This is a genomic window from Streptomyces sp. DT2A-34 (genome assembly GCF_030499515.1).
Taxonomy (GTDB): domain Bacteria; phylum Actinomycetota; class Actinomycetes; order Streptomycetales; family Streptomycetaceae; genus Streptomyces.
Genome location: NZ_JASTWJ010000001.1, coordinates 4,493,750 through 4,515,248, shown reverse-complemented (window position 1 = coordinate 4,515,248; position 21,499 = coordinate 4,493,750). Strand labels below are relative to the sequence as shown.

Here is a 21,499-nt window from a genome sequence, read left to right as displayed (position 1 = left end):
CTCCGCCGTTTCCGGTACGACCCTCCGCGCAGGCCCCTTGAAATCAACGGGCGTTCCGCACCCCACACCTGCGACAATCAACGTCATGACCACGCTCAAGTCGAAGCTGCAGGAAGACCTCAACGCCGCGATCAAGGAGCGCGACGAGCTCCGCTCCTCGACGCTCCGGCTGACGCTCGCCGCGATCACCAAGGAGGAGGTCGCGGGCAAGGAGAAGCGCGAGCTCTCCGACGACGAGGTGCAGAAGGTGATCACCCGCGAGGCGAAGAAGCGTCGCGAGGCGGCCGACGCCTTCGCGCAGGGTGGTCGTGCCGAGTCCGCCGAGCGGGAGAAGGCGGAGGGAGAGGTCCTCGCCGCGTACCTGCCGAAGCAGCTCAGCGACGACGAGCTGAACCAGATCGTCACCCAGGCCGTGGAAGAGGCCAAGGCGGCCGGGGCCGAGGGCCCGCGCGCCATGGGCGCCGTCATGAAGATCGTGAACCCGAAGGTCGCGGGCCAGGCGGAGGGCGGCCGCGTGGCGGCGGCGGTCAAGAAGCTGCTGGCCGGCTGACGCCCACAGGCACGCGGCCCGGACCGCAGGCCCCGGCCTCGGCCCCGGCCCCAGGGCCCGTACGACTTACGGCCCCTGTCCCTCCGTACGACATGAACACCTCGTACGGAGGGACAGGGGCCGTCTCTGTCTCAAGGACCTCGGTGTCTCAAGGGCCCCGGCGTCTCAAGGACCCCGGCGTCTCAAGGACCCTCGTTCGGTCCGGCCGGCCGCGTCAGTCGCGGCCCCCGTTGCCGTTGCCGTTGCTCTGGCCCTGCCACCAGCCCTCCGGGATCGAGAAGGTCGGTGTCGGGAAGGCGCCGCCGTCCGTGCCGCCGGTGTTGCCGCCGTTGACCAGGCCGCCGATGACGTTGTCGCCGTTGTCCCCGTCGTTGTCGCCGTTCCCGTTCCCGTTGCCGTCCTCGTCGCCGTCTCCGTCACCGCGGTCCCGGGGGTCACCCCGCGGGATGTCGACGATGTTGAAGCTGTCCACGGGCTTGCCCTCCAGGGCGCCGGCCATGGCGTCCCGCCAGATCGGGCCGGGGACCCGGCCACCGAAGACCAGGTCGTGGTACTGGCCGCCGATGTAGATGTTGCGCATCTTGACCTTCTGGGTGGCGCTGCCGACCCAGACGGCGCCGGAGAGGTTCGGCGTGTAGCCGACGAACCAGGCGTTGCGGCGCTCGTCCGTCGTACCCGTCTTACCGGCGCTCTGGCGGTCGGTGAGACCGGCCTCCTGGCCCGTACCGGAGTCGACGACACCGCGCAGCAGGGTGTTGATGGTGTCCGCGGTCTTCTCGGACATCGCGCGCGAGCAGGTCGACTTGGGCACCTCCAGGGACTTCTGCTGGCCGCCGACCTTCTGCGTGATCGACTCGATGGCGATCGGGGTGCAGTACATACCGCGGGAGGCGAAGGCCGCGTACGCGCTCGCCATGGTGAGCGGCGAGATACCGGTCGAGCCGAGCGTCATCGACGACGGCACCTCGGGGATCTTGTCGCCGTTGCCCTGCCGGACGTGCAGCTTGTCGGTGATGTTGACCACCGGGCACATGCCGATGTCCTCGATCATCTGCACGAAGTACGTGTTGACCGACTTGGCCATGGCGTCCTCGAGCCGGTAGGGGCCGACCTCGGACTCGTTCTCGTTCTCCAGCTTGTAGCCGCCGTCGTTGACCCAGGGCTTCTCGCAGCCCCGCACCGTCTTCGGGTACGGCATCTCGTACGGGGCGGGGTACTCCTGCGTCGGGGGCCGCCCCTCCTCCAGCGCGGCCGCCGCCACGAACGGCTTGAACGTCGAACCGGTCGGGAAGCCGAAGTTGGAGCCGCCGTACGCCGAGTCGACCGAGTAGTTGAGCTCGGTCTCGTTCTTGCCGTAGCCGAACGGCTTCGACTGGCCCATGCCGAGGATCTTGCCGGTGCCGGGCTCGACCAGGGTGGCCGCGGCCGCGACCTTGTCCGTCTGGTTGACGTGGTCCTTGAGCGAGGCCTGGACCGACTCCTGGGCCTGGGGGTCGAGGGTGGTCGTGATGGTCAGGCCGCCCTGGTTCCAGACCTTGGCGCGGGCCTCGCGGTTCTTGCCGAAGACCGGGTCGCTGAGGAAGACCTTCTCGACGTACCTGCAGAAGAAGCTGGCGCCCTTGACCGCGGTGATGCAGCCGTTCTTGGGCTTGCTGACCTTCAGGCCGAGCGGGGTCTCCTTGGCCTTGTCGGCCTCCGCCTGGGAGACGTCGCCGAGCTCGGCCATGCGCTGCAGCACGGTGTTGCGCCGCTTGGTGGCCTCGGCCTCGTCGTTGACCGGGTCGTAGCGGCTGGGCGACTGGACGATGCCGGCGAGCAGCGCCGCTTCCTGGAGCTTGAGGTCCTTGGCGGACTTGGAGAAGTAGCGCTGGGCGGCGGCCTCGACGCCGTACGCCTGCTGGCCGAAGAACGTGATGTTCAGGTAGTTCTCGAGGATCTTCTTCTTGCCGAGCTCCTCCTCGACCTGGATCGCGTACTTCAGCTCCTTGATCTTGCGGCCGATGGTCTGCTGGGTGGCCTGCGCGACCTTCGTCGCGTCGTCGCCGGCCTCCTCGACGAAGACGTTCTTCACGTACTGCTGGGTGAGGGTGGACGCGCCCTCGCTGACGCCGCCGCTCTGGGCGTTGCGGTTGAGGGCACGCAGGACGCCCTTCAGGTCGACCGCGCCGTGCTGGTAGAAGCGGGCGTCCTCGATGGCGACGATCGCCTTCTGCATGTACGGCGAGATGTCCTTGAGGTCGACCACCGTACGGTCGCGCGAGTAGACCGTGGCGATCGTGCCGCCCTTGGCGTCCAGGATCGTGGTGCGCTGACTCAGCGGCGGCGTCTTGAGGTTGGCCGGGAGTTCGTCGAAACTCTCGACCGATCCCTTGGCGGCAAGCCCCAGCGCGCCGACGGCGGGCAGTGCGATGCCGGCCAGCACGGCTCCCGCGAGCACACTGACACCGAGGAACTTGGCCGCCTGCTGCGTGGGCGACAGACCACCGCCTGAGCGCTTCTTTGGCATGGGGGCAGCCTAAACCGTAGAGATGAGCGAACCAAGGGCCGACGGCCCCTGAACGGGGCACGGTGAGGTGATGTTGGCCATGGCCTTGTGAAGGGGGCGTGCGCTGACGCAGGCCATGGCACGGCAAAGTCGGCCGTCCACCTTCGCATTTCCCGGACAGGCGTGCAGGCCTTGGCCTAAGCTGCTCTCAACTGTCACAGCAGTGCGGCCACGTATCAATACGTCCGGCGACCCCGAATCGTTGCGGAGGTTCCCCACTTTTTTGGTGGGCGCGTGTCCGAATCCGCCTTGTGTGTCATCCGGCGTCCGTTGTGACTCAACTGAACTGTCCCGGTTTGCCAGGAAAGTCACGCATGTCGCCAGCTCACTCCCCCGGGTGATCTGCCGCTTACGCATAGTCCGTTCGGGCCATTCAAGATTGGGCCCGAAGGGGGTGTTGCGCTGTGCCCACCTTCCGTAACGTCCTCAACTGGCGGCGGTGAATATGCCGCTGCCGCCGTGGGGGAGCCTCGATTCGGGAGAGGACGGCGCCGGTATGGGCTGGGTAGTCGACTGGAGTGCGCAGGCGGCCTGCCGCACTACCGATCCGGATGAACTGTTCGTTCAGGGAGCAGCGCAGAACAGGGCCAAGGCGGTGTGCACCGGATGCCCGGTGCGCACGGAGTGCCTGGCGGACGCGCTGGACAATCGCGTCGAGTTCGGCGTGTGGGGAGGCATGACGGAGCGGGAGCGCCGCGCACTGCTGCGCAGGCGACCAACGGTGACCTCCTGGCGCCGACTGCTGGAGACGGCGCGCACGGAGTACGAGCGAGGGGCAGGCATCCTGCCGCTCGACGACGACGAGGTGTACGAGAACTACGCGGCGGTGAGCTGAGGGGCCCACGAGGTCTCCTCGCACACTGCGGACCTCCTCGCACACTGCGGACAGGGTCTGCCCTCGGGCGGGCCCAACAGGTCTCCCTCAGGCGCCGACCGCGGGATCAGGCAGCTCCGGCCGATTGGCCGCGAGCCGGTGTCCGATGTCCCGCAGGCCGGCGAGGTCATGCACATCGCCGGGCAGCGCGGCCACTTCGGCCACCGCCACCTCGGGGTGGAGCGCGGTGAAGCGGTCACGCGTGCGCTGCTCGCGTGAGAGCAGTTGCATCCGCTCGGCGTGCAGCCTCAACAGGCCTGCCGTGAGCTGGTCGACGGACCGCTCCAGATGCGGGGTGGCGGCCTGTGGCTCGTCCGTGGCCGCGGTTCGCTCCATGTCCGTGACGGCGGGGGAGCCTTCGTCAGGAGCCGGTGCCTCGGAAGCGGCCGATTCTGAACTGTCGTACGTGTCGGGGGAGTTACGAAGTCCAGCTTTCCCGCCCTCCTGATCCACAATGCGGGGCTCTTCAAGATTTTCCGCGGCGGCGAGCGCCCGCTCGGCGGACAGCCGGTCGGCGCCGCTGCCGTGGACCCGGTTGAGCACCAGACCGGCGAGCGGCATGTCCTCGGCGGCCAGCCGCTCCACGAAGTACGCGGCCTCACGCAGCGCGTCCCGCTCCGGGGCCGCCACGACGAGGAACGCCGTCCCGGGTGCCTGAAGCAGCTTGTACGTCGCGTCCGCGCGCGTACGAAAGCCCCCGAACATCGAGTCCATCGCGGCCACGAACGTCTGGACGTCCTTCAGCAGCTGCCCGCCCAGCAGCTTGCCCAGCGCCCCCGTCATCATCGACATGCCGACGTTCAGGAACTTCATCCCCGCGCGCCCGCCGACCTTCGCCGGGGCCAGCAGCACGCGGATCAGCTTGCCGTCCAGGAACGAGCCGAGCCGCTTGGGCGCGTCCAGGAAGTCCAGCGCCGAGCGGGACGGCGGCGTGTCGACGACGATGAGGTCCCACTCGTCCCTGGCCCGCAGCTGGCCCAGCTTCTCCATCGCCATGTACTCCTGCGTGCCCGCGAAGCCCGCCGAGAGCGACTGGTAGAAGGGGTTGCCCAGGATCGCGGACGCCCGCTCCGGGTCCGCGTGCGCCTCGACGATCTCGTCGAAGGTGCGCTTCATGTCGAGCATCATCGCGTGCAGCTCGCCGTCGCCCTCGACGCCCTTCACCCGGCGCGGGGTGTTGTCCAGCGAGTCGATGCCCATGGACTGGGCGAGCCGGCGGGCCGGGTCGATGGTCAGCACGACCACTTTCCGCCCCCGCTCGGCGGCCCGCAGCCCCAGCGCCGCCGCGGTCGTGGTCTTGCCGACGCCGCCCGAGCCGCAGCACACCACGATGCGGGTCTTCGGGTCGTCGAGCAGCGGGTCGAGGTCGAGCACGCGCGCGGGGGAGAGGTGAGCGGGGTGGTGCGGCCGGCGGGCGGCGTCGTGCGCGTGGGCGGGTTCCGGACTCATGACATCCCCTGCTTCCGACGTACCGCGTACGGCTCCCGATAGGTGAACGAACTCATGACAGGCCCTGTTCCCGAAGCTCACCCGCGAGTTCGTACAGGCCCGCCAGATCCATGCCCTCGGCCAGCAGGGGCAGTTCGTGCACCGGCAGCCCCAACTCCTCCAGGACCGCCCGCTGCTCGTGCTCCAGCGCGTGCCGCTCGGCGTACTCGCCGGCCTGCGCCAGCAGCGGGTCCACCAGTCGCTCGGCGTTCCCGCCGCGCCGCGCCCCGCCCAGCCCGGCCGAGGACAGCGACTTGGCCATGGCGGCGCGCGGCACACTGCGTACGAGTTCCAGGTCGGTCGCGTCCAACACCTCGGGCCGCACCATGTTCACGATGATCCGCCCCACCGGCAGCCGCGCCGCCCGCAGCTCGGCGATCCCGTCCGCGGTCTCCTGGACGGGCATCTCCTCCAGCAACGTCACCAGGTGCACGGCCGTCTCCGCCGACTTCAGCACCCGCATCACGGCCTGCGCCTGATTGTGTATCGGCCCGATCTTCGCGAGCCCGGCGACCTCGTCATTGACGTTGAGGAAGCGAGTGATGCGCCCGGTGGGGGGCGCGTCCATGACCACGTAGTCGTAGACGAACCGCCCGCTCTTCTCCTTGCGCCGCACCGCCTCACACGCCTTGCCGGTCAGAAGGACGTCCCTCAGCCCCGGCGCGATGGTGGTGGCGAAGTCGATGGCGCCGAGCTTCTTCAGGGCCCGGCCGGCGCCGCCCATCTTGTAGAACATCTGGAGGTAGTCCAGAAGGGCCAGTTCGGGGTCGATGGCGAGGGCGTACACCTCCCCGCCCCCTGGAGCGACGGCGATCTTCCGCTCCTCATATGGCAGCGCCTCTGTCTCGAAGAGCTGCGCGATGCCCTGCCTGCCCTCCACCTCGACGAGAAGCGTCCGCTTCCCCTCGGTGGCGAGGGCGAGCGCGAGCGCGGCGGCGACCGTGGTCTTTCCGGTCCCGCCCTTGCCGCTGACGACCTGGAGCCTGCTCACGCCTTCGAGCCTAACCAGTCGCCGCGCGAGTCACGCGGCAGCCTGTGGACAACCTGACAGCGGTCGGCCGCGTGGACCCCTGCGGGCAACGGATAAAGTCGGCCACATGACCAAGTGGGAATACGCAAACCTTACGTCACAAACGATGGCATGACCAGCGCGCTACCTGACCAGCGGAAGCGAGCAGCACAAAGCCCCCGCCCATGCGCCACGGGGGAGGGCACACAGACGGGGGCAGCCGACGCGCTGAGTCCGGGGTCAGAGAGTTACGTTGCGGCTGTCGCGCGGGTGCCCTTGCCGCATGTGCACGTACATAGCGCGGATGACGTGGGATGCCTGACTGGGACGGTGGGCGTCAAGCGCACATGCAAGACGACCCTTGAGCGTGGCGCATGTGGGGCAGGTTTCCGGGTCTACGGGACCGGCACGGGGCGTCCGTAGGTCCGGGATCATCAAATCCTCTACGGGCGGCTCAGGCAGCATCACGCCTTACCTTCTCTCGCACGGCGCGACCGGTCGCAGAGACGGCAGGGAAACGGACTCGGCGGCCGGTTCGAACCGGGCGGGAAATAGACGACCCCTGAACGCGTGTCCAGCGCTCCGCCGTGTTCCGTCCACCAGCCTTCCGGTGAATCCGCGTACGGCGACTCATCTATGAGGCTCACTAGCTCCGGGTCCGGTAAGGCGCTCACTCGGACGTAGCGGCGTTTTGCGGGAGCGGTCATGCCGGGCACTCGCGGTGTTCGTACCGGTCGGCATTCGACCCACCGTTGGCCACGCGGCGGCACGTCTCCAGCGTCTTGAACGGCTTAAGGCACTTCCGGCACTTCTCGCCGGGCGGGCTGTACGTCGTGTACTCATGCCGTCGCGCGTCCGTATCCGCCGTGGTTTGGCTCGCCATGGTCGCTGTCCCCTCGTCGGCTCCCGTCATACGTCCATGCTTCGACCTGCAAGCGCTACGCGGGAGTTGACCAGGGTTGACTACCATGGGAGTAACACCAGTCAACCCGCCGAGGTTCACGATGCGTGACAACTTTGCTGATCTTGCCCGCCGGGCGCTACGGGACAGCGGATATTCGATGAAGGCTGCCGCTCGCGCCATGAATTACGACGTGGCCTACCTATCCCGAGTGTTCAACGGAAAACAGAAGCCGTCGGCAAAATTGGCATCCTCGCTGGATTCCCTTGTAGGGGCAGACGGCGCGCTTGCTGCAACAGTGCTTGATGACGACGACAGCGAGCGCGTGAAGCGAAGTGCCGCGAATCCGTCGCGTTTGGACGCCGGGACCGTTGACGCGCTGGCTGGTGTGCTCGCCGCCTACCGCCGACTCGATGACACGGCGCAGCCTCGCAGCGTTATTCCAGCGACGACAGCGCAAATGAACGAAGTACTCCGGCTACTGAAAGGCGCCAGGGGACCGCAGCGTGACAGGCTCGCGGAAGTTGCATCGGAATACGTTCAGTTCGGCGGATGGCTGTTGGCGCAGGATCGGCAAGACACCGAAGCCGTGCGACTGCTGAACGAAGCTGTGGAGTTGGCCGACGAAATCGGGAATGGCACGCTGGCAGCGCAAGCACTGAACTTCCGGGGATACCTCGCGCGACAGCAGGCAAGGCCGGACGGAGTAGCACGCTGGTACGCGGCAGCAGCATTCACGCCAGGGGCTCATCCCGCGCAACGACTCGGCGACATGTTGCAGGCTGCCGCAGGCATGGCCGAACTGGGGGCGCATGACGATGCGCTGCGCATGGTTGAAAACGCGGAGCGACTGACCGACAAAGCGGCGGCGATTCCTCCCCCGGAAACGGCGTACTGGCTTACGCCTGAGTTCAACCGGCTGAATATGGGTCTCGCGAACCTTGGACTCGGACGGCATGCGGATGCCGCCGACCACATCACGGCGGGACTTGCCGGGCTTCCTGCGGAGCTACGTGACGCTCCTTGGACATGGGAACACCGTGACGCGCTGAAACGGGCACAGGCGGCACGTTGAATACGAAAGCCCCCGACTCCGCGTCTCCCTGAGTGATCCAGGGTCGGCGAAGCCAGGGGCCATGTGCTAGGCGCTCTCGTCGCTGTCGTACTCCTCAGCGTGCTGGCGGAGCGCATCGCGCATTACGTCATTGAAGGTCCGGCCGGATTCCTCGGCGAGGCGGGCAAGGGTCTCGAACTCGGATTCCCAGAGTCGGACTCGGATACGGCGGATGGTCACGGGTTCTCCTTAGTGGGTTGGTCAACCGGCCAGCGTCAAATAGCGGCGGCCAGTACGCGGACTCACGCCGTAGTGGTCGGCCAGCATCTGACCGGTTGCACGGCCATGCGTGGACTTCAACTCAGCGATGACCGCCCGGACTTCATCAGGCTTCGGCGGGGTGGCCGTCTCGCTGACCGCTTCAAAGTCCGCCCACAGGTCATCGTCCGGCCAGCTGTCCGGCAGGCTCTCGGCGGGCACAGGAAGCGCTAGCGCGGGCTCGGGCAAGGGAATGGCCAGCGGCTCGCCTTCAGGGGCCTCAGCGGGCGTACGCGGCTTCGCTGGTCGGTGCATTCGCCAGACGGTCAGTGGGAATACGGCGTGCAGCGCTGCGGACACCCAAGTGCCTACGGCGTGCAGGCTTTCGCTGGAAAGGACACCAGCCACGTTCGCGGACACGGCTACGGACACGGCCAGCGCAATGTCACGGCGTGACCGGACAGCCCAGACTAGGAACAGGTCGATGGCCACGGGCACGGCGTATGACGGCCACTCAGGCACTCCGTGCGAAACGGCTAGCTGCTGCTGCGTGCTGAAGCTGATGAACATGGCAGCGAGCAAGGCGGCATAGCGGGCGAGGTTGGCAACGGTCATCTGACGCTCTTTCAGGTACGAGAAAGCCCCCGACTCCAGCGAGAGAATCGAGGGCGACTTGGTATGTGGTCGCGCTACACGCTCAGCCGACAGCGCAGGCAGGAAGTACCGGGCTGTATGCCGAAGTTGCGGCGCTCGCAAATGGTCCACCCGGAACTATCGCGGTCGTTCCAGGGGCCTGCGGCAGGGCGATTATCCGCGCTAGGCGGCTCGGCGTTTCGCGCTGCGATTGCTCGGCGACGCGCGCTCATGTCGGCCACCCTGGCAGCGCATAGCCAGCGGCAGACAGTGAGCCGGGAGTGAGTAGGAGCGTTTCGGATATCCGGCGCACTTCGGTGAGTTGCGCTGCATTCACGTTCGTCCCGAGTGCCTCAAGCTCGACCAGCAGGGCGACCATTCCGCGCGCTGATTCGTCCCATAGATTGGCGCTCGGGCCATGCCACAACTCGACCCATCGGGCTATCTGGTCATCGGACCAGGACTCAGCGCGGGCAGGTGGAACCGGGGTTGGCAGGTCGCATTCGGCGGGCAGTACCGTACGCTGAAGACCAGGGCGGGAACGACCCCGGCGCAGATTCTCGTTATTCACGGTGAGTTACCTCTGATTGGTTACGGATTGATTGCGAACGGCGGTTTTTGAACACGCTCCGTATTTCCGCCCGAGCCGACCTGACAGCGCGCTCCCCCGCGCTCAACGTCCCCAGGGGGTCAAGGGGTCATCCCCCAGGGGGTGGGGTAGGGATGGTCACTCAGCGCGTGCATTCGCGTAATGCAGAGCGAGAGTCTCAGTCGTAGTCATGAGTTGCTCACCCTGACCACTCTCCCTCCGCAGAGGGCCCCTAGCGCAGCAGCCAGGGGCCCCCACATGCGACTTTCCGTAGGTGATCAGCGCTGAAGAACGTGCCGAGTGTAGGAATCGGCAGCAATTCGAGCCTTACGCAGCTCTATCAGCGCCAGATTCGTGCGAGCAGCAGCAGAACGCCTCGGATCGCCGCTCTTCGCAGCAGCCTGAACTACCTCAGCGCTCACCATCGTCAGAATCGCCGCACGCATCTGCGGGTCAATCCCATGCGCGTCGATGAAATCCGCAAGGAAACCCTGATCGGCAACCAGCGCGCCGACCCCGTCATTCCGCTGGGCAAGCCGCTTCATGGTGTTGACCAGGGCTCCGGTGTCGTTGGCGTTGCGCTGCGTCAGCATGACCAAATCAGCGCGAGCGGGCATGGCATCGTCCGGCGCAATTCGCGGGCGAGCAGCCTCATAGCTCAGTGCCGTGGCGACCTCAATTTGAGTATCAGCCTGCTCGAACGACTGCGTGACCTTATCGGCAGCCGTCTTGATGGCTTCCCCCGCGAGCATTTCGCGCCCCTGGGGGTACAGCGTGAGGTCATTTCGGAAGCTGTGCGCCTTGCGCTGTGCCTCCATGGCGGTGTTCAGCGTGCCAGTGATCGCCATAGACGCATCCCGCACGATGTCCCGTAGGTCAGCGGGAAGGTTGCTGCTCATGTCGGCTGTGTCGCTGAATGCAGCCGCGTGAGCCCTGGCGGTACGGGCCAGACCAGCGACAGCGACGTCAACCTGATCGGGGGCGGGCTGGCGAGTAGAAACCGTAATCGGATCGGTCTCGGAACCAGTGCCGGTGTACTGAATGGGGTCCTCAGACATGAGTTTGATCCTTTTCGTTGTTTTTGTTACTTAGCGGAGCGGCGGCGCAGGTTGCGCAGCTTCTTTTCGAGGTCGCGGACAGTCACGCCAGAGGCCAGCGCAACGTCACGGGCGCAGTGCTCGGGCCCGTAATTGGCCACAAGCACGCCAGCGCCCCGAAGGACGTTCTTGATGTCCTTGTAGGAAGCGCCGTTGCGCACACCCAGGTGGGCAAGCACAGCGCTATGGACGGCGGGGATTTGCAGCCACTTTCCGGGCGCCGGTACGAGTACAGCGCTCAGTGCACGGGCTATGTCGTCAGCGGGAATGGTGCTGGGAACAGGGTCGGTCATCGTGATTTCCCTTCGAAAATGGCCACCCTCAGCCGGCTCGGGGATAGCCGCAGGTCAGCGGCATGGGTGATGGCAGGCGAGTGATTCGCGGCAGCACAGCGAGGCAGGGCCCGCAATCGGATGGGTGACAAGATTTTGTGCACCTGAGTACTCCTCTCATACGCGTATAAGAGGTCTCTACAGATGCCAACTTTTTGAACACCCATCCGCTTACGCGACCCTGTCCGCTGTGGAATCAGGCGGAATCTGCGCGGTCGAAGATGCCCGGGGCGGAACCCTGGGGGTCACTCATCAGGCGAATCCCCCGGTACTTCCAGCCCTCGGTTTTGTTCCGGTACTCCTCGACCTTCCCGCTGTCGATTAGATGCCGCTTCACGCTACTCGGGCTGTACTTCGCCGACTTGTCGCCGTTCGTCTCGCGCCATTCCTTCAACTCACGGTTGAACGTGGAGCGCTGGACAGAGCCGTTCTCGTCATAGTCGAAGAGTTCGCCCACAAGGTCCTTCAGCGGGTCTACAGAGTCCTTGTGGTGTTCGGTCGCAGCAATGACGCTCAGCGGGTCGTGTAGCCCTTCGGCGTAGTACCGGACGGCGCCAGCCACGATCCACGCTGCCACGCCCTCAGCCTCCGGCCCCTGAATGGTGGGTTCTAGCTCCGGGTCGCGCCGATCAGCGAAGCTCTGTCCGAACAGAATTGCCTTCGTACGGGCCCACAGCGCTGCTCCGCCGGACGAGAACTCAGGCAGATGGTTAGTGGCCAGCACGATGGTGAATGTCGGCTCATACGAGAACGTACGGCCCATCAGATGGCGCGTGCTGACTCGGTCTCCTCCGCTGAGGTTCTTGAGTAGCGCCGTGTTCATCGGGGTGCCCTGGTTACCTTCCTGCGCGACAACCATTCGGGCGCCTCTCATTCCGGCGATGTGCTCAGTGTGAGGTGCCTGCCCGCGCACATTCTCGAAGATGCTGAACTCGACTTCCCGCACGATGTCATGGCCGAATACGGCTTGCATGGTGCGCACCGTGGTGCCCTTGCCATTGCGCCCATGTGCGCCGTACCAAACCCCTAGGGCGTGCTCGCGCACTTCGCCGGTAATCGCGTAGCCGAGGAACGTTTGGTAGTACCGCTGTAGTTCGCTGTCGCCCGGGAAGACTTCGTCAACGAATTGCAGCCAGCGAGGTGCGGAAGCCTCCGGGCGATACGCCACTCGGGCGCACTGGGTCAGCATGTCCGCTGGATTGTGCTCGCGCATTTCGCCCGTGCGCAGGTCTACCGTGCCGTTGCGGAAGCTCAGCAGATGGCGGGCTGCGTCGATTTCATCCACGTTCACACGGAACTCGCGCAGCACGCTCATTTCAGCGACGATCGCGCGCCGTTGGAAGTTGACTAGCATCTTGGACATGGCAGCGGAGGCCCACGAAGTGTCGCCCGGAGCATCGACTATGCGCTGAGCCAGTACAGCAACCGCGTCTGTAATGGCCTGCATTGCGGCGCCATCGTTGCCGGTCGCTTCCCAGACAACACCATTCCAGCGGTACCAGCCGACGTTTTCCACGTGCTTCAGTCGGTCGGCGCAATGGTCGGCAACGAACTTGGCGAAGTGCACGTGCCTTACTTCGTCGCTGACGTCCAGTCGGGCACGCTGCTTGGTCCAGTAGTCGTCATCGAAAGTCATCGGGGTCCCTTAGTCGAGGAAAGCAGCGGCGGCAGCAGCGTCACGGGCAGTCTTGGATTCGGCCCGCGTTACTGCCGGAAGCTCCTCGCCGTTGGACCGGTAAAGCTCCCTCTTGAATGCCGTTGCGTCAGCCTGAGCGGCAGCGAGAGCCAGCGTGGCGTGCGCCTGGGCGAGCGTTGCCGTAGCCATTGGGTCGAATGCGCTCATTGCCCCGCTGGCGAGTTCTTCAGCGCGCTTGTAGTGGTCAATTCCGTTCATGGGCTATGCCCTTCCTTCCTTGGCGGGTGCGCTCAGCGAGCGGTGTAGGTACGAATGGTCGGGATAGCGAGGCCTGTTGCGGTGCGAATCTCTTCCTGTGTCATGCGTGCCGTTGCGCTGGGCATCAGTTTGCGCAGTTCGGCGTCAGCGCTTGTCAGTTCGTCGCGCAGCCTCTTTCGCCGGGCGCCGATTTCCTTTACGCGCTGTATGACGTCGTCCATGGGGTGTACCTCCTACCGGGACGTGGTTCAGGCGAGAGGCCATAGCAAACGCCCCAGTCGCGATGACTGAGGCGTTTACTGACCACCCGCCAAGGATGGAAGCTGTGTGAGGCGCTGTGCGCTGCTGCCTACATATAGGTTCTGTCGTGCGAAGTGCCTGCGCTGTGCGCTGCCCCACATAAGGGTTCTGCCGAGTCGATTACCTGTGCAGCACAGCGCGCTGTGCGTTGCCCTCTGATGTGTATCTGTCGAGTCGGTTAGCTGGGGCGCCACGCAGCCGTCAGAGCACACAGCAGAACCCCGCCCGACCACAGGGGCCAGACGGGGCTCAGAGGTTCTTAGCGGGGCGCGTAGCGGCGTCTATGCGGCCAGCGCCGACGGGTTACCCAGCAGCGCCTGTTGGAGGCACTCAAGTCTCGTTATGCGGCTCGCCAGATATGCCGATCTGTCCCCAGCGCGCTGAGCGGCATACAGCTTGTCGAGCTTCCGGGCTATGGTCCGCCACTGAAGCGTGAGTTCAAGCTCGGCATCGCCCATGTGCCGAACAGCGCCGCCGGACCAGGTGCCGCCCGTGGCGTCGATGTGGTCGCCCTGGTGACCGGCCGCCAGCGTGCAGGGGGTATGCGTCGGGCCGATCGGTGGGCGCCGGGAAAAGACCAGCTGACGTGCGCCGCAGACGTTCTCAGACATACAATTACCTCTCTCCTCAGGAGAGCGCAGGCCCTGTCTATCCACCAAGATCCGGCAGGGCCTGTGCTATCGGTCCCTACGGGTGAGTCCCGTAGTGGTCTAGGTGGGCGCTCAGACCCATTCGATGGTCACTCGGCCGTCAAGGACTGCACGCGCCTTGTTGCCCCGACTCTTCTCGCTGGGAAGCGCCTTGCGCACAGTGATCCGCTTGCAGAACAGTGCGACGAACTCTCGGCGTTCAGCGAGGGATGCCGACTCCCACCAGGACCCAGGGCCGAGCGGATCACCGTTATCGGACTCGGTCCATGCGAAGATCGGGAGTTCCAGCGAACCAGCCTGGCCGAGTTCCTCAAGCCGGGCGTTGGCACCACGCAAACGGTCCTGCTGAGTTCTCAGGTCGTCGCCCCAGCGTGCATGGCTGATCGGGTCACCTGCGTACAGCTCTTTGTCGTCGTGCAGTTGGTTAATGGCGCGCATGGCATCGGCGCGGTCATGCAGCACGGTTTGCCGCTCTTGCGCTGTCTCGGGTGTCTCGTTCACCTCAGCGTAGTGCGCTGCTACTCGCGCGAGGATCTCCCGCGATTCCTCATCCCATTCCGCAGCAGCGATCAGCGCGAAAATGCTTCGCACCACGTGGTCGTCCAGCGCCGTGCGGGAGACGTAACTGCGCCCCTCATGGTCGCCGGGCTTGTTCGGGTCAACTGGCTTGCCCGCTGGACGATTGCAGAAGTAGCTAGGGCGCTCCGCGTTGTTCGCGCTCTTGGAACAGCCGCAAGCGCAGACCAGAATCCCCTGAGACGACAGCAGCGCCGTAGTGCGGTGTTCGTTCATGCGGACCGGTCGGGCGTCTAGCCATTCCTGAACGGCGAACCAGTCAGCTTCGCCGAGGATCGGTTCCCATACACGCGCTGGCTTGCCTTCAGCGTCACGGCGGATACGGTGGCCGGTGACTCGTCCGTTGGCGTTGTAGACCGGCTCAGAGTCGAATCCAGAGAGGTGCGGGTGTCGCAGCATGCTGATGAGCGTCTTGGGGTGCCATGAGCTACCCGCTGTCTTCTTGCCACGCGATGCGCCCAGGGTCGGCACCCCTTCTGTGTTCAGCGTCGCGCACATCGAGTGAACAGAGTCCGTGCCGTCGAGCAGAGCCTTAACAATGCGCTGGATAACTTCCGCTTCATCGGGCTGAGTTACGAGCGTCTGAATGGCAACCGGCTTGCCGTTCGGCGCTGTCCTGGTCTCCGGCTTCAGGCGACGGCCGTAGGGGGCTTTACCGCCCACATACCCACCCAGCGAACGGGCCAGAGCGGCAGTGTCGCGGACGGCAGTGCTCTTGTTCTTGGACTCCTGGTATGCGGCGTCGAGCCGGAAAAACAGATGGATCAAGTCCATCATTTCACCGGGTCTGAACACGCCTTCGGCCACGCTGACGATGGTTACGCCCAGCTTCATAAGCTCTTGGACGATGGGCAGCGCATCGAGCGGCTCAAGGCGAGAAAACCGCGCAACGTTGTAGACGATGACGACATTGATCCGGCCCATGCGGCAGTCACGCAACAGGCGCTCAAAGTCGGGTCGCTCGGTCCCGCTGTAGGCACTGATGCCGACGTCCTCGTAGTGACCACACCAGACAGCCTCGCGACCCTGGCGCGCAGCCTCAGCGGCGAACGTGTTGAACCTTGCCTGGTTGGCGTCTCGCTGGGTCGTTGGGCTGGCCTCACTGCCGTTGACCCGCCCGTACGACTGCCTCCCGTACCCTGCGCAGTGAAGTTTCATACCGCTGACCACCTGGGGTGATTGCATGTCCGATTCTCGCCATCGTTCTTGGGAATACGCAACCGTGCCACTGCTCGTCCACGCCACGAAGCAGATTCTGGACACCTGGGGCGAGGACGGCTGGGAGCTCGTCCAGGTCGTGCCCGGGCCGAACAACCCCGAGCAGCTCGTGGCCTACCTGAAGCGGGAGAAGCAGGCGTGAGCGCGGTCGAGGCAAAGCTCGCCGAGCTGGGCCTGACGCTTCCGGAGGTGGTGCCTCCGCTGGCCGCGTACCAGCCGGCCGTGCAGTCGGGCGTGTACGTCTACACCGCCGGCCAGCTCCCCATGGTGGAGGGCAAGCTTCCGGTCACCGGCAAGGTGGGCGCGGAGGTGACGCCGGAGGAGGCCAAGGAACTGGCGCGTACGTGCGCGCTGAACGCTCTGGCCGCCGTCAAGTCCGTCGCGGGCGACCTGGACCGCATCGCGCGCGTGGTGAAGGTGGTCGGCTTCGTGGCCTCGGCCTCGGACTTCACCGGCCAGCCGGGCGTCATCAACGGCGCGAGCGAACTTTTGGCCGAGGTCCTCGGCGACAAGGGCGTCCACGCGCGCAGCGCGGTGGGTGTGGCCGTGCTTCCGTTGGACGCGCCGGTGGAGGTCGAGGTCCAGGTGGAGCTGACGCAGGCGTAGGACTTCGGTGGTGGGGGCGGCGTATCCCAGCCGGGAAAAATGGGCCGCCCCCCGAGCTCCCGGCAGGGCACAGTGGCCCCATGGCCGAAATCGCTCTCCGCAGAGGGCTCGACGCTCAGGGGTACATCGCGCGCGAAGGCTCCCTCGCGCGCGTTCCCCACGCCTTCCGGCCGGTCGTCGCCACCGCGCGCGACCGCCTGCTGGAGGTGTTCGGGGCGCGGATGCACAGCGCCTACCTCTACGGGTCGATTCCGCGCGGCACCGCGCGCGTGGGGCGCAGCGACCTGGATCTGCTGGTCGCCCTGCACACGGAGCCGACCGAGGCGGACCGGGCGGACGCGCGCGTGCTCGACGAGGCGCTGGACAACGAGTTCACTCAGATCGACGGGGCCGGGACGCTGCTGGACAGCCGCGGGCGGCTGCTGAGCGACCTGGAGACGTACGACCTCGGATGGTTCGTCGCCTGCCTCTGTACGCCCCTGCTCGGGGAGGATCTCGCCGAGTATCTGCCGCGCTACCGGCCCGACTCGCTGCTCGCGCGCGAGACCAACGGCGATCTCGGCCTCCTGCTGCCCCGCTGGCGCGAGCGGATCGCCGACGCCGACGACAGCGAGGACGCACGCAGGCCGCTCGTGCGGTTCATGTCGCGGCGTCTGGTGCGGACCGGGTTCACCCTCGTCATGCCCCGCTGGGGCGGGTGGACCAGCGATCTGCGGGAGATGGCGGAGGCCTTCGCGTCGTACTACCCCGCACAGGCCGAGCGGATGCGGGTGGCGGCCGTGCTCGGGTACGAGCCGACGGGCGACGCGGGCATCCTCCGGTCGTACGTCGAGGACCTCGGGCCGTGGCTCGTGGACGAGTACGCGCGTGTGCACGGGGTCAAAGCGCCGCGGCCCCAGGAGGCTTAGTCAAGGGGCTAGATGAGCCCGTGCTCCTCCAGGTAGTCCAGCTGCGCCCGCACCGACAGTTCGGCCGCCGGCCACAAGGAGCGGTCCACGTCCGCGTACACGTGGGCGACGACCTCGGCCGGTGTGCCGTAGCCGTCCTCGACGGCCGTCTCGACCTGGGCGAGGCGGTGGGCGCGGTGGGCGAGGTAGAACTCGACGGCGCCCTGGGCGTCCTCCAGGACAGGCCCGTGGCCGGGGAGGACGGTGTGCACGCCGTCGTCGACCGTGAGGGACCTGAGCCGCCGCAGCGAGTCCAGGTAGTCGCCCAGGCGGCCGTCGGGATGCGCCACCACCGTCGTACCGCGACCCAGGATCGTGTCGCCGGTCACCACGGCGCGGTCGGCCGGGAGGTGGAAGGAGAGGGAGTCGGCGGTGTGGCCCGGCGTCGGAACGACGCGCAGCTCCAGTCCGCCCACGCGGACCACGTCCCCGGCTCCCAGCCCCTCGTCGCCGAGCCGCAGCGCCGGGTCGAGGGCACGCACGCGCGTGCCGGTCAGCTCGGCGAAGCGGACGGCGCCCTCGGCGTGGTCCGGGTGGCCGTGGGTGAGCAGGGTCAGGGCGATGCGTTTGCCGGCCTTCTCGGCCGTGGCGACGACGTTGCGCAGGTGTCCCTCGTCCAGCGGGCCCGGGTCGACGACGACGGCCAGGTCGGAGTCCGGCTCGGAGAGGATCCAGGTGTTGGTGCCGTCCAGGGTCATCGCGGAGGGGTTGGGCGCGAGGACGTTGACGGCGCGGGGGGTGGCGGGGCCGGAGAAGACCCCGCCTCGCGGCCGGCCGGGGAGGGCTGCTGCGTCCGTCATGCGAGGGGGCCTTCCAGAGCTGTGGGCAGTGCGGGTGCTGCCGGCGCTGCGGGCACGGTCATGCGGGAGCTCCGCCGGTCGGGATGTGCTTGGTGAACTCGTCGTGGCCCGGCCAGGAGAGCACGATCTCGCCGTCATCGAGGCGGGCCTGTGCCAGTACGGCGGTCAGATCCCGGTCGGGGGCGGCGGCGAGGGCGTCGGCGGCGCTGTCGTACGGGGTCAGCTGGCGCAGTGTCGCGATGGTGGGCGGCATCATCAGCAGCTGGCCCTTGTCGTACGAGGCGGCGGCGTCCGCGGGGCGGATCCACACCGTACGGTCGGCCTCCGTGGAGGCGTTGCGGGTGCGCTGGCCTTGAGGGAGGGCGGCGACGAAGAACCAGGTGTCGTAGCGGCGGGGCTCGAACTCCGGGGTGATCCAGCGGGTCCAGGCGCCCAGGAGGTCCGAGCGCAGGGCCAGTCCACGGCGGTCCAGGAACTCGGCGAACGACAGGTCCCGGGCGACCAGTGCGGCACGGTCGGCCTCCCAGCCCTCGCCGGTGGTGTCGCCGACGACGGAATCGTCGGTGGGCCCGGCGAGCAGGACACCCGCCTCCTCGTACGTCTCCCGTACGGCCGCGCAGACGATCGCCTGGGCCGCCGCCTCATCGACGCCGAGCCTTCGCGCCCACCGCGCGCGCGTGGGGCCCGCCCAGCGGATCCGATGCTCGTCGCGGGGATCGACACCGCCGCCCGGGTAGGCGTACGCCCCGCCGGCGAAGGCCATGGAGGCGCGGCGGCGCAGCATGTGCACGACCGGCCCGGCGTCGGTGTCCCTGAGCAGCATGACGGTGGCCGCGCGCTTCGGAACGACAGGGGTCAGGCTTCCTTCCGCGAGCGCACGGATGCGGTCCGGCCACTCCGGTGGGTACCACTGCCCGTTTGCCATGGGCGGAGGCTATCTCCTGGTGCGCGGATGTTCGAGGGGTGGCCGAACGCAGCGAGGTCCCGCCTCGCGGTGAGACGGGACCTCGATGTCGTAGGACCTGGACGCTGACTCAACGCCTGGCGGGAGGGCCTAGCGCGACCGCTTGGCCAGCCGCTCCACGTCGAGCAGGATCACCGCACGCGCCTCCAGGCGGAGCCACCCACGCTGCGCGAAGTCGGCCAGCGCCTTGTTGACCGTCTCGCGGGAGGCGCCGACCAGCTGGGCCAGCTCTTCCTGGGTGAGGTCGTGGACGACGTGGATGCCCTCTTCGGACTGCACGCCGAAGCGGCGGGAGAGGTCGAGGAGCGCGCGGGCCACACGACCGGGGACGTCCGAGAAGACCAGGTCGGACATCGCGTCGTTGGTGCGGCGCAGACGGCGCGCGACGGCGCGCAGGAGCGCGGTGGCCACCTCGGGGCGGGCGTTCAGCCAGGGCTGGAGGTCGCCGTGGCCCAGACCCAGCAGCTTGACCTCGGTCAGCGCGGTCGCCGTAGCCGTACGCGGACCCGGGTCGAAGAGGGACAGCTCACCGATGAGCTCGCCAGGACCGACGACGGCCAGCATGTTCTCGCGGCCGTCGGGTGAGGTGCGGTGGAGCTTCACCTTGCCCTCGGTGACGACGTAGAGCCGGTCACCGGGGTCGCCCTCGTGAAACAGGGAGTCACCGCGTGCGAGGGTCACCTCACTCATGGAGGCGCGGAGCTCCGCGGACTGCTCGTCATCGAGCGCCGCGAAGAGCGGGTTGCGCCGCAGAACGTCGTCCACGAGTTCTCTCCTTGTCGACCTGCTCAGGGGATCTTGCTCCCCCGCGTACCAGGGGACCGTGGTGCCCATTTTGCCGGACAGTCCAAACAGTGTGATCTGTCACAAGGATGCCGCACAGGTGTCCCGGGGTACGCGGCAGGGGTCCAATTGGGGGCCGATCTTCAGGGTCCGGGGCGGATGTCGGTGCCGGGCTTTAGGCTGGCCGGGTGTCCAAATCGCCGGTGAGAGCACAGGCCAAGGGGGCTGGGCGGGTGGTTGTACGTCGTGATTCCGCTGTGGGCGAACAGGACCCCGGTGGCGGAAGGGAAACGGCAAAAGCGGCGAAAGGGGCGCCGGGTGCGGCGTCGGCGGGTGGCGAGAAAACGACTGTGAAGAAGACGGCGACCGCGAAGAAGGCCGCGCCTGCGAAGAGGACGGCGGCCGTCAAGAAAACGGCGACCGCCAAGAAGGCGACGGCGATTGCGAGAAAGGTTGCCGCGAAGAAGGTGACCGCGAAGAAGGTGACCACGAAGAAAGCGATCACCAAGAAGCCCACCATCGCCCCCATAAAGGCCACCGCCGCGGTAAAGGGCGCCTCCCCCGTCAGAACCGTCACCCCGAAGCCCCCCACGGCCGAGTCCCGCACCGCGCTCGTGCGCCGAGCCCGCCGTATCAACCGCGAGCTCGCCGAGGTCTTCCCGTACGCCCATCCCGAGCTGGACTTCGACAACCCCTTCCAGCTCCTGGTCGCCACGGTTCTGTCCGCCCAGACCACCGACCTGCGCGTCAACCAGACGACTCCCGCGCTCTTCACCAAGTACCCCACCCCCGAGGACCTGGCCGCCGCCAACCCCGAGGAGGTCGAGGAGATCCTCCGTCCGTGCGGTTTCTTCCGGGCCAAGACCAAGTCGGTGATGGGCCTGTCGAAGTCGCTGGTGGAGAACCACGGCGGTGAGGTCCCGGGCCGGCTCGAGGACCTGGTCAAGCTGCCCGGCGTCGGCCGCAAGACGGCCTTCGTGGTCCTCGGCAACGCCTTCGGCCACCCCGGCATCACCGTGGACACGCACTTCCAGCGGCTGGTGCGGCGCTGGCAGTGGACCGAGCAGACCGACCCGGACAAGATCGAGGCCGAGATCGGCGCGCTGTTCCCCAAGAGCGACTGGACGGACCTCTCGCACCACGTGATCTGGCACGGCCGCCGTATCTGCCACGCCCGCAAGCCCGCGTGCGGCGCCTGCCCCATCGCGCCGCTCTGCCCGGCGTACGGCGAGGGCGAGACGGACCCGGAGAAGGCGAAGAAGCTCCTCAAGTACGAGAAGGGCGGCTTCCCCGGCCAACGTCTCAAGCCCCCGCAGTCCTACCTGGACGCGGGCGGCAGGCCCGCCCCGCCGCTGGGGGCCGGATGACTGTGGGGACCGAAGCGGTCGGGGCGCCGCGACGCGGGCGTCCGGCCGGGGCGGAACGGTCCGG

The 21,499-nt window shown here is 67.0% G+C and carries 22 protein-coding genes; 7 read left to right on the top strand and 15 right to left on the bottom strand.

Annotation, left to right across the window (positions count from 1 at the left end; translation table 11 throughout):
- Window positions 1-85 precede the first annotated feature (85 nt).
- Complete coding sequence (locus QQM39_RS19845; protein ID WP_301998437.1) at window positions 86-550, top strand: GatB/YqeY domain-containing protein; 465 nt, start codon at window positions 86-88, stop codon at window positions 548-550.
- Window positions 551-764: 214 nt separating this feature from the next.
- Here the strand turns inward: QQM39_RS19845 and QQM39_RS19840 are convergent, their stop codons facing one another.
- Entirely contained in the window at window positions 765-3,056 is a 2,292-nt protein-coding gene (locus tag QQM39_RS19840) for a transglycosylase domain-containing protein (protein ID WP_301998435.1), read from the bottom strand.
- Between the two features lie 535 nt (window positions 3,057-3,591).
- Between QQM39_RS19840 and wblA the strand changes: the two genes are divergently transcribed.
- Entirely contained in the window at window positions 3,592-3,930 is a 339-nt protein-coding gene (gene wblA, locus QQM39_RS19835) for a transcriptional regulator WblA (RefSeq protein ID WP_062697668.1), read from the top strand.
- Between the two features lie 87 nt (window positions 3,931-4,017).
- Here wblA and QQM39_RS19830 read toward each other — a convergent pair whose 3' ends face one another.
- Together QQM39_RS19830 and QQM39_RS19825 are read right to left on the bottom strand one after the other, a co-directional pair.
- On the bottom strand, window positions 4,018-5,418 hold the full coding sequence (locus tag QQM39_RS19830; RefSeq protein ID WP_301998433.1) for an ArsA family ATPase: 1,401 nt from the start codon (window positions 5,416-5,418) through the stop codon (window positions 4,018-4,020).
- A 52-nt stretch (window positions 5,419-5,470) separates the two neighbouring features.
- Window positions 5,471-6,448, bottom strand: coding sequence for an ArsA-related P-loop ATPase (locus tag QQM39_RS19825; protein WP_301998431.1), 978 nt, complete (start codon window positions 6,446-6,448; stop codon window positions 5,471-5,473).
- A gap of 1,022 nt (window positions 6,449-7,470) precedes the next feature.
- Between QQM39_RS19825 and QQM39_RS19820 the strand changes: the two genes are divergently transcribed.
- Window positions 7,471-8,442, top strand: coding sequence for a helix-turn-helix transcriptional regulator (locus tag QQM39_RS19820; protein WP_301998429.1), 972 nt, complete (start codon window positions 7,471-7,473; stop codon window positions 8,440-8,442).
- A 66-nt stretch (window positions 8,443-8,508) separates the two neighbouring features.
- Here the strand turns inward: QQM39_RS19820 and QQM39_RS19815 are convergent, their stop codons facing one another.
- From QQM39_RS19815 to QQM39_RS19775, 9 genes are all read right to left on the bottom strand, one after another.
- Window positions 8,509-8,661 (bottom strand): ribbon-helix-helix protein, CopG family, encoded by a 153-nt coding sequence (locus tag QQM39_RS19815; RefSeq protein ID WP_301998427.1) that lies wholly within the window; start codon window positions 8,659-8,661, stop codon window positions 8,509-8,511.
- Window positions 8,662-8,682: 21 nt separating this feature from the next.
- On the bottom strand, window positions 8,683-9,294 hold the full coding sequence (locus QQM39_RS19810) for a transfer protein spdA (protein WP_301998425.1): 612 nt from the start codon (window positions 9,292-9,294) through the stop codon (window positions 8,683-8,685).
- Window positions 9,295-10,179: 885 nt separating this feature from the next.
- On the bottom strand, window positions 10,180-10,959 hold the full coding sequence (locus QQM39_RS19805) for a hypothetical protein (RefSeq protein WP_301998423.1): 780 nt from the start codon (window positions 10,957-10,959) through the stop codon (window positions 10,180-10,182).
- 26 nt (window positions 10,960-10,985) lie between these two features.
- Window positions 10,986-11,291 carry a hypothetical protein gene (locus QQM39_RS19800; protein WP_301998421.1) on the bottom strand — a complete coding sequence of 102 codons (306 nt, stop codon included), beginning with the start codon at window positions 11,289-11,291 and terminating at the stop codon, window positions 10,986-10,988.
- 235 nt (window positions 11,292-11,526) lie between these two features.
- Window positions 11,527-12,966, bottom strand: a complete 1,440-nt coding sequence (locus QQM39_RS19795) for a phage/plasmid primase, P4 family (protein WP_301998419.1) — start codon at window positions 12,964-12,966, stop codon at window positions 11,527-11,529.
- A 9-nt stretch (window positions 12,967-12,975) separates the two neighbouring features.
- Window positions 12,976-13,224 (bottom strand): hypothetical protein, encoded by a 249-nt coding sequence (locus tag QQM39_RS19790; RefSeq protein ID WP_301998417.1) that lies wholly within the window; start codon window positions 13,222-13,224, stop codon window positions 12,976-12,978.
- A 32-nt stretch (window positions 13,225-13,256) separates the two neighbouring features.
- Window positions 13,257-13,445 (bottom strand): hypothetical protein, encoded by a 189-nt coding sequence (locus QQM39_RS19785; RefSeq protein WP_301998415.1) that lies wholly within the window; start codon window positions 13,443-13,445, stop codon window positions 13,257-13,259.
- A gap of 360 nt (window positions 13,446-13,805) precedes the next feature.
- Window positions 13,806-14,135 (bottom strand): hypothetical protein, encoded by a 330-nt coding sequence (locus QQM39_RS19780; protein WP_301998413.1) that lies wholly within the window; start codon window positions 14,133-14,135, stop codon window positions 13,806-13,808.
- Between the two features lie 111 nt (window positions 14,136-14,246).
- Entirely contained in the window at window positions 14,247-15,935 is a 1,689-nt protein-coding gene (locus QQM39_RS19775) for a recombinase family protein (RefSeq protein WP_301998411.1), read from the bottom strand.
- On the opposite strand from QQM39_RS19775, the gene QQM39_RS19770 reads away from it, so the two are divergent.
- The 3 genes from QQM39_RS19770 to QQM39_RS19760 all read left to right on the top strand — a co-directional run bounded on the left by QQM39_RS19770 (window position 15,934) and on the right by QQM39_RS19760 (window position 17,482).
- Entirely contained in the window at window positions 15,934-16,110 is a 177-nt protein-coding gene (locus QQM39_RS19770; protein ID WP_301998409.1) for a DUF4177 domain-containing protein, read from the top strand. The genes QQM39_RS19775 and QQM39_RS19770 overlap by 2 nt on opposite strands.
- Window positions 16,107-16,574, top strand: coding sequence for a RidA family protein (locus QQM39_RS19765; RefSeq protein WP_301998407.1), 468 nt, complete (start codon window positions 16,107-16,109; stop codon window positions 16,572-16,574). Before QQM39_RS19770 ends, QQM39_RS19765 begins: the two co-directional genes overlap by 4 nt.
- Before the next feature lie 80 nt (window positions 16,575-16,654).
- Entirely contained in the window at window positions 16,655-17,482 is an 828-nt protein-coding gene (locus QQM39_RS19760; protein ID WP_301998405.1) for a nucleotidyltransferase domain-containing protein, read from the top strand.
- Between the two features lie 8 nt (window positions 17,483-17,490).
- On the opposite strand, the gene QQM39_RS19755 is transcribed toward QQM39_RS19760, so the two are convergent.
- The 3 genes from QQM39_RS19755 to QQM39_RS19745 form a co-directional block, all read right to left on the bottom strand.
- Window positions 17,491-18,321: an MBL fold metallo-hydrolase gene (locus QQM39_RS19755; protein ID WP_301998403.1), complete on the bottom strand. Its 831-nt coding sequence runs from the start codon at window positions 18,319-18,321 to the stop codon at window positions 17,491-17,493.
- A 58-nt stretch (window positions 18,322-18,379) separates the two neighbouring features.
- Window positions 18,380-19,246: an NUDIX hydrolase gene (locus QQM39_RS19750; protein WP_301998401.1), complete on the bottom strand. Its 867-nt coding sequence runs from the start codon at window positions 19,244-19,246 to the stop codon at window positions 18,380-18,382.
- Between the two features lie 129 nt (window positions 19,247-19,375).
- Entirely contained in the window at window positions 19,376-20,050 is a 675-nt protein-coding gene (locus QQM39_RS19745; protein WP_015658871.1) for a Crp/Fnr family transcriptional regulator, read from the bottom strand.
- Window positions 20,051-20,418: 368 nt separating this feature from the next.
- Here QQM39_RS19745 and nth point away from each other — a divergent pair, with 368 nt between their 5' ends.
- Complete coding sequence (nth, locus tag QQM39_RS19740) at window positions 20,419-21,435, top strand: endonuclease III (protein WP_301998397.1); 1,017 nt, start codon at window positions 20,419-20,421, stop codon at window positions 21,433-21,435.
- Window positions 21,436-21,499 lie beyond the last annotated feature (64 nt).

Bases quoted from the DNA above. Each gene is read 5' to 3' on its own strand.
- QQM39_RS19845 (WP_301998437.1), top strand. From the start codon at position 86: ATGACCACGCTCAAGTCGAAGCTGCAGGAAGACCTCAACGCCGCGATC.
- QQM39_RS19840 (WP_301998435.1), bottom strand. From the start codon at position 3,056: ATGCCAAAGAAGCGCTCAGGCGGTGGTCTGTCGCCCACGCAGCAGGCG.
- wblA (WP_062697668.1), top strand. From the start codon at position 3,592: ATGGGCTGGGTAGTCGACTGGAGTGCGCAGGCGGCCTGCCGCACTACC.
- QQM39_RS19830 (WP_301998433.1), bottom strand. From the start codon at position 5,418: ATGAGTCCGGAACCCGCCCACGCGCACGACGCCGCCCGCCGGCCGCAC.
- QQM39_RS19820 (WP_301998429.1), top strand. From the start codon at position 7,471: ATGCGTGACAACTTTGCTGATCTTGCCCGCCGGGCGCTACGGGACAGC.
- QQM39_RS19810 (WP_301998425.1), bottom strand. From the start codon at position 9,294: ATGACCGTTGCCAACCTCGCCCGCTATGCCGCCTTGCTCGCTGCCATG.
- QQM39_RS19805 (WP_301998423.1), bottom strand. From the start codon at position 10,959: ATGTCTGAGGACCCCATTCAGTACACCGGCACTGGTTCCGAGACCGAT.
- QQM39_RS19800 (WP_301998421.1), bottom strand. From the start codon at position 11,291: ATGACCGACCCTGTTCCCAGCACCATTCCCGCTGACGACATAGCCCGT.
- QQM39_RS19795 (WP_301998419.1), bottom strand. From the start codon at position 12,966: ATGACTTTCGATGACGACTACTGGACCAAGCAGCGTGCCCGACTGGAC.
- QQM39_RS19790 (WP_301998417.1), bottom strand. From the start codon at position 13,224: ATGAACGGAATTGACCACTACAAGCGCGCTGAAGAACTCGCCAGCGGG.
- QQM39_RS19785 (WP_301998415.1), bottom strand. From the start codon at position 13,445: ATGGACGACGTCATACAGCGCGTAAAGGAAATCGGCGCCCGGCGAAAG.
- QQM39_RS19780 (WP_301998413.1), bottom strand. From the start codon at position 14,135: ATGTCTGAGAACGTCTGCGGCGCACGTCAGCTGGTCTTTTCCCGGCGC.
- QQM39_RS19770 (WP_301998409.1), top strand. From the start codon at position 15,934: ATGTCCGATTCTCGCCATCGTTCTTGGGAATACGCAACCGTGCCACTG.
- QQM39_RS19775 (WP_301998411.1), bottom strand. From the start codon at position 15,935: ATGCAATCACCCCAGGTGGTCAGCGGTATGAAACTTCACTGCGCAGGG.
- QQM39_RS19760 (WP_301998405.1), top strand. From the start codon at position 16,655: ATGGCCGAAATCGCTCTCCGCAGAGGGCTCGACGCTCAGGGGTACATC.
- QQM39_RS19755 (WP_301998403.1), bottom strand. From the start codon at position 18,321: ATGACGGACGCAGCAGCCCTCCCCGGCCGGCCGCGAGGCGGGGTCTTC.
- QQM39_RS19750 (WP_301998401.1), bottom strand. From the start codon at position 19,246: ATGGCAAACGGGCAGTGGTACCCACCGGAGTGGCCGGACCGCATCCGT.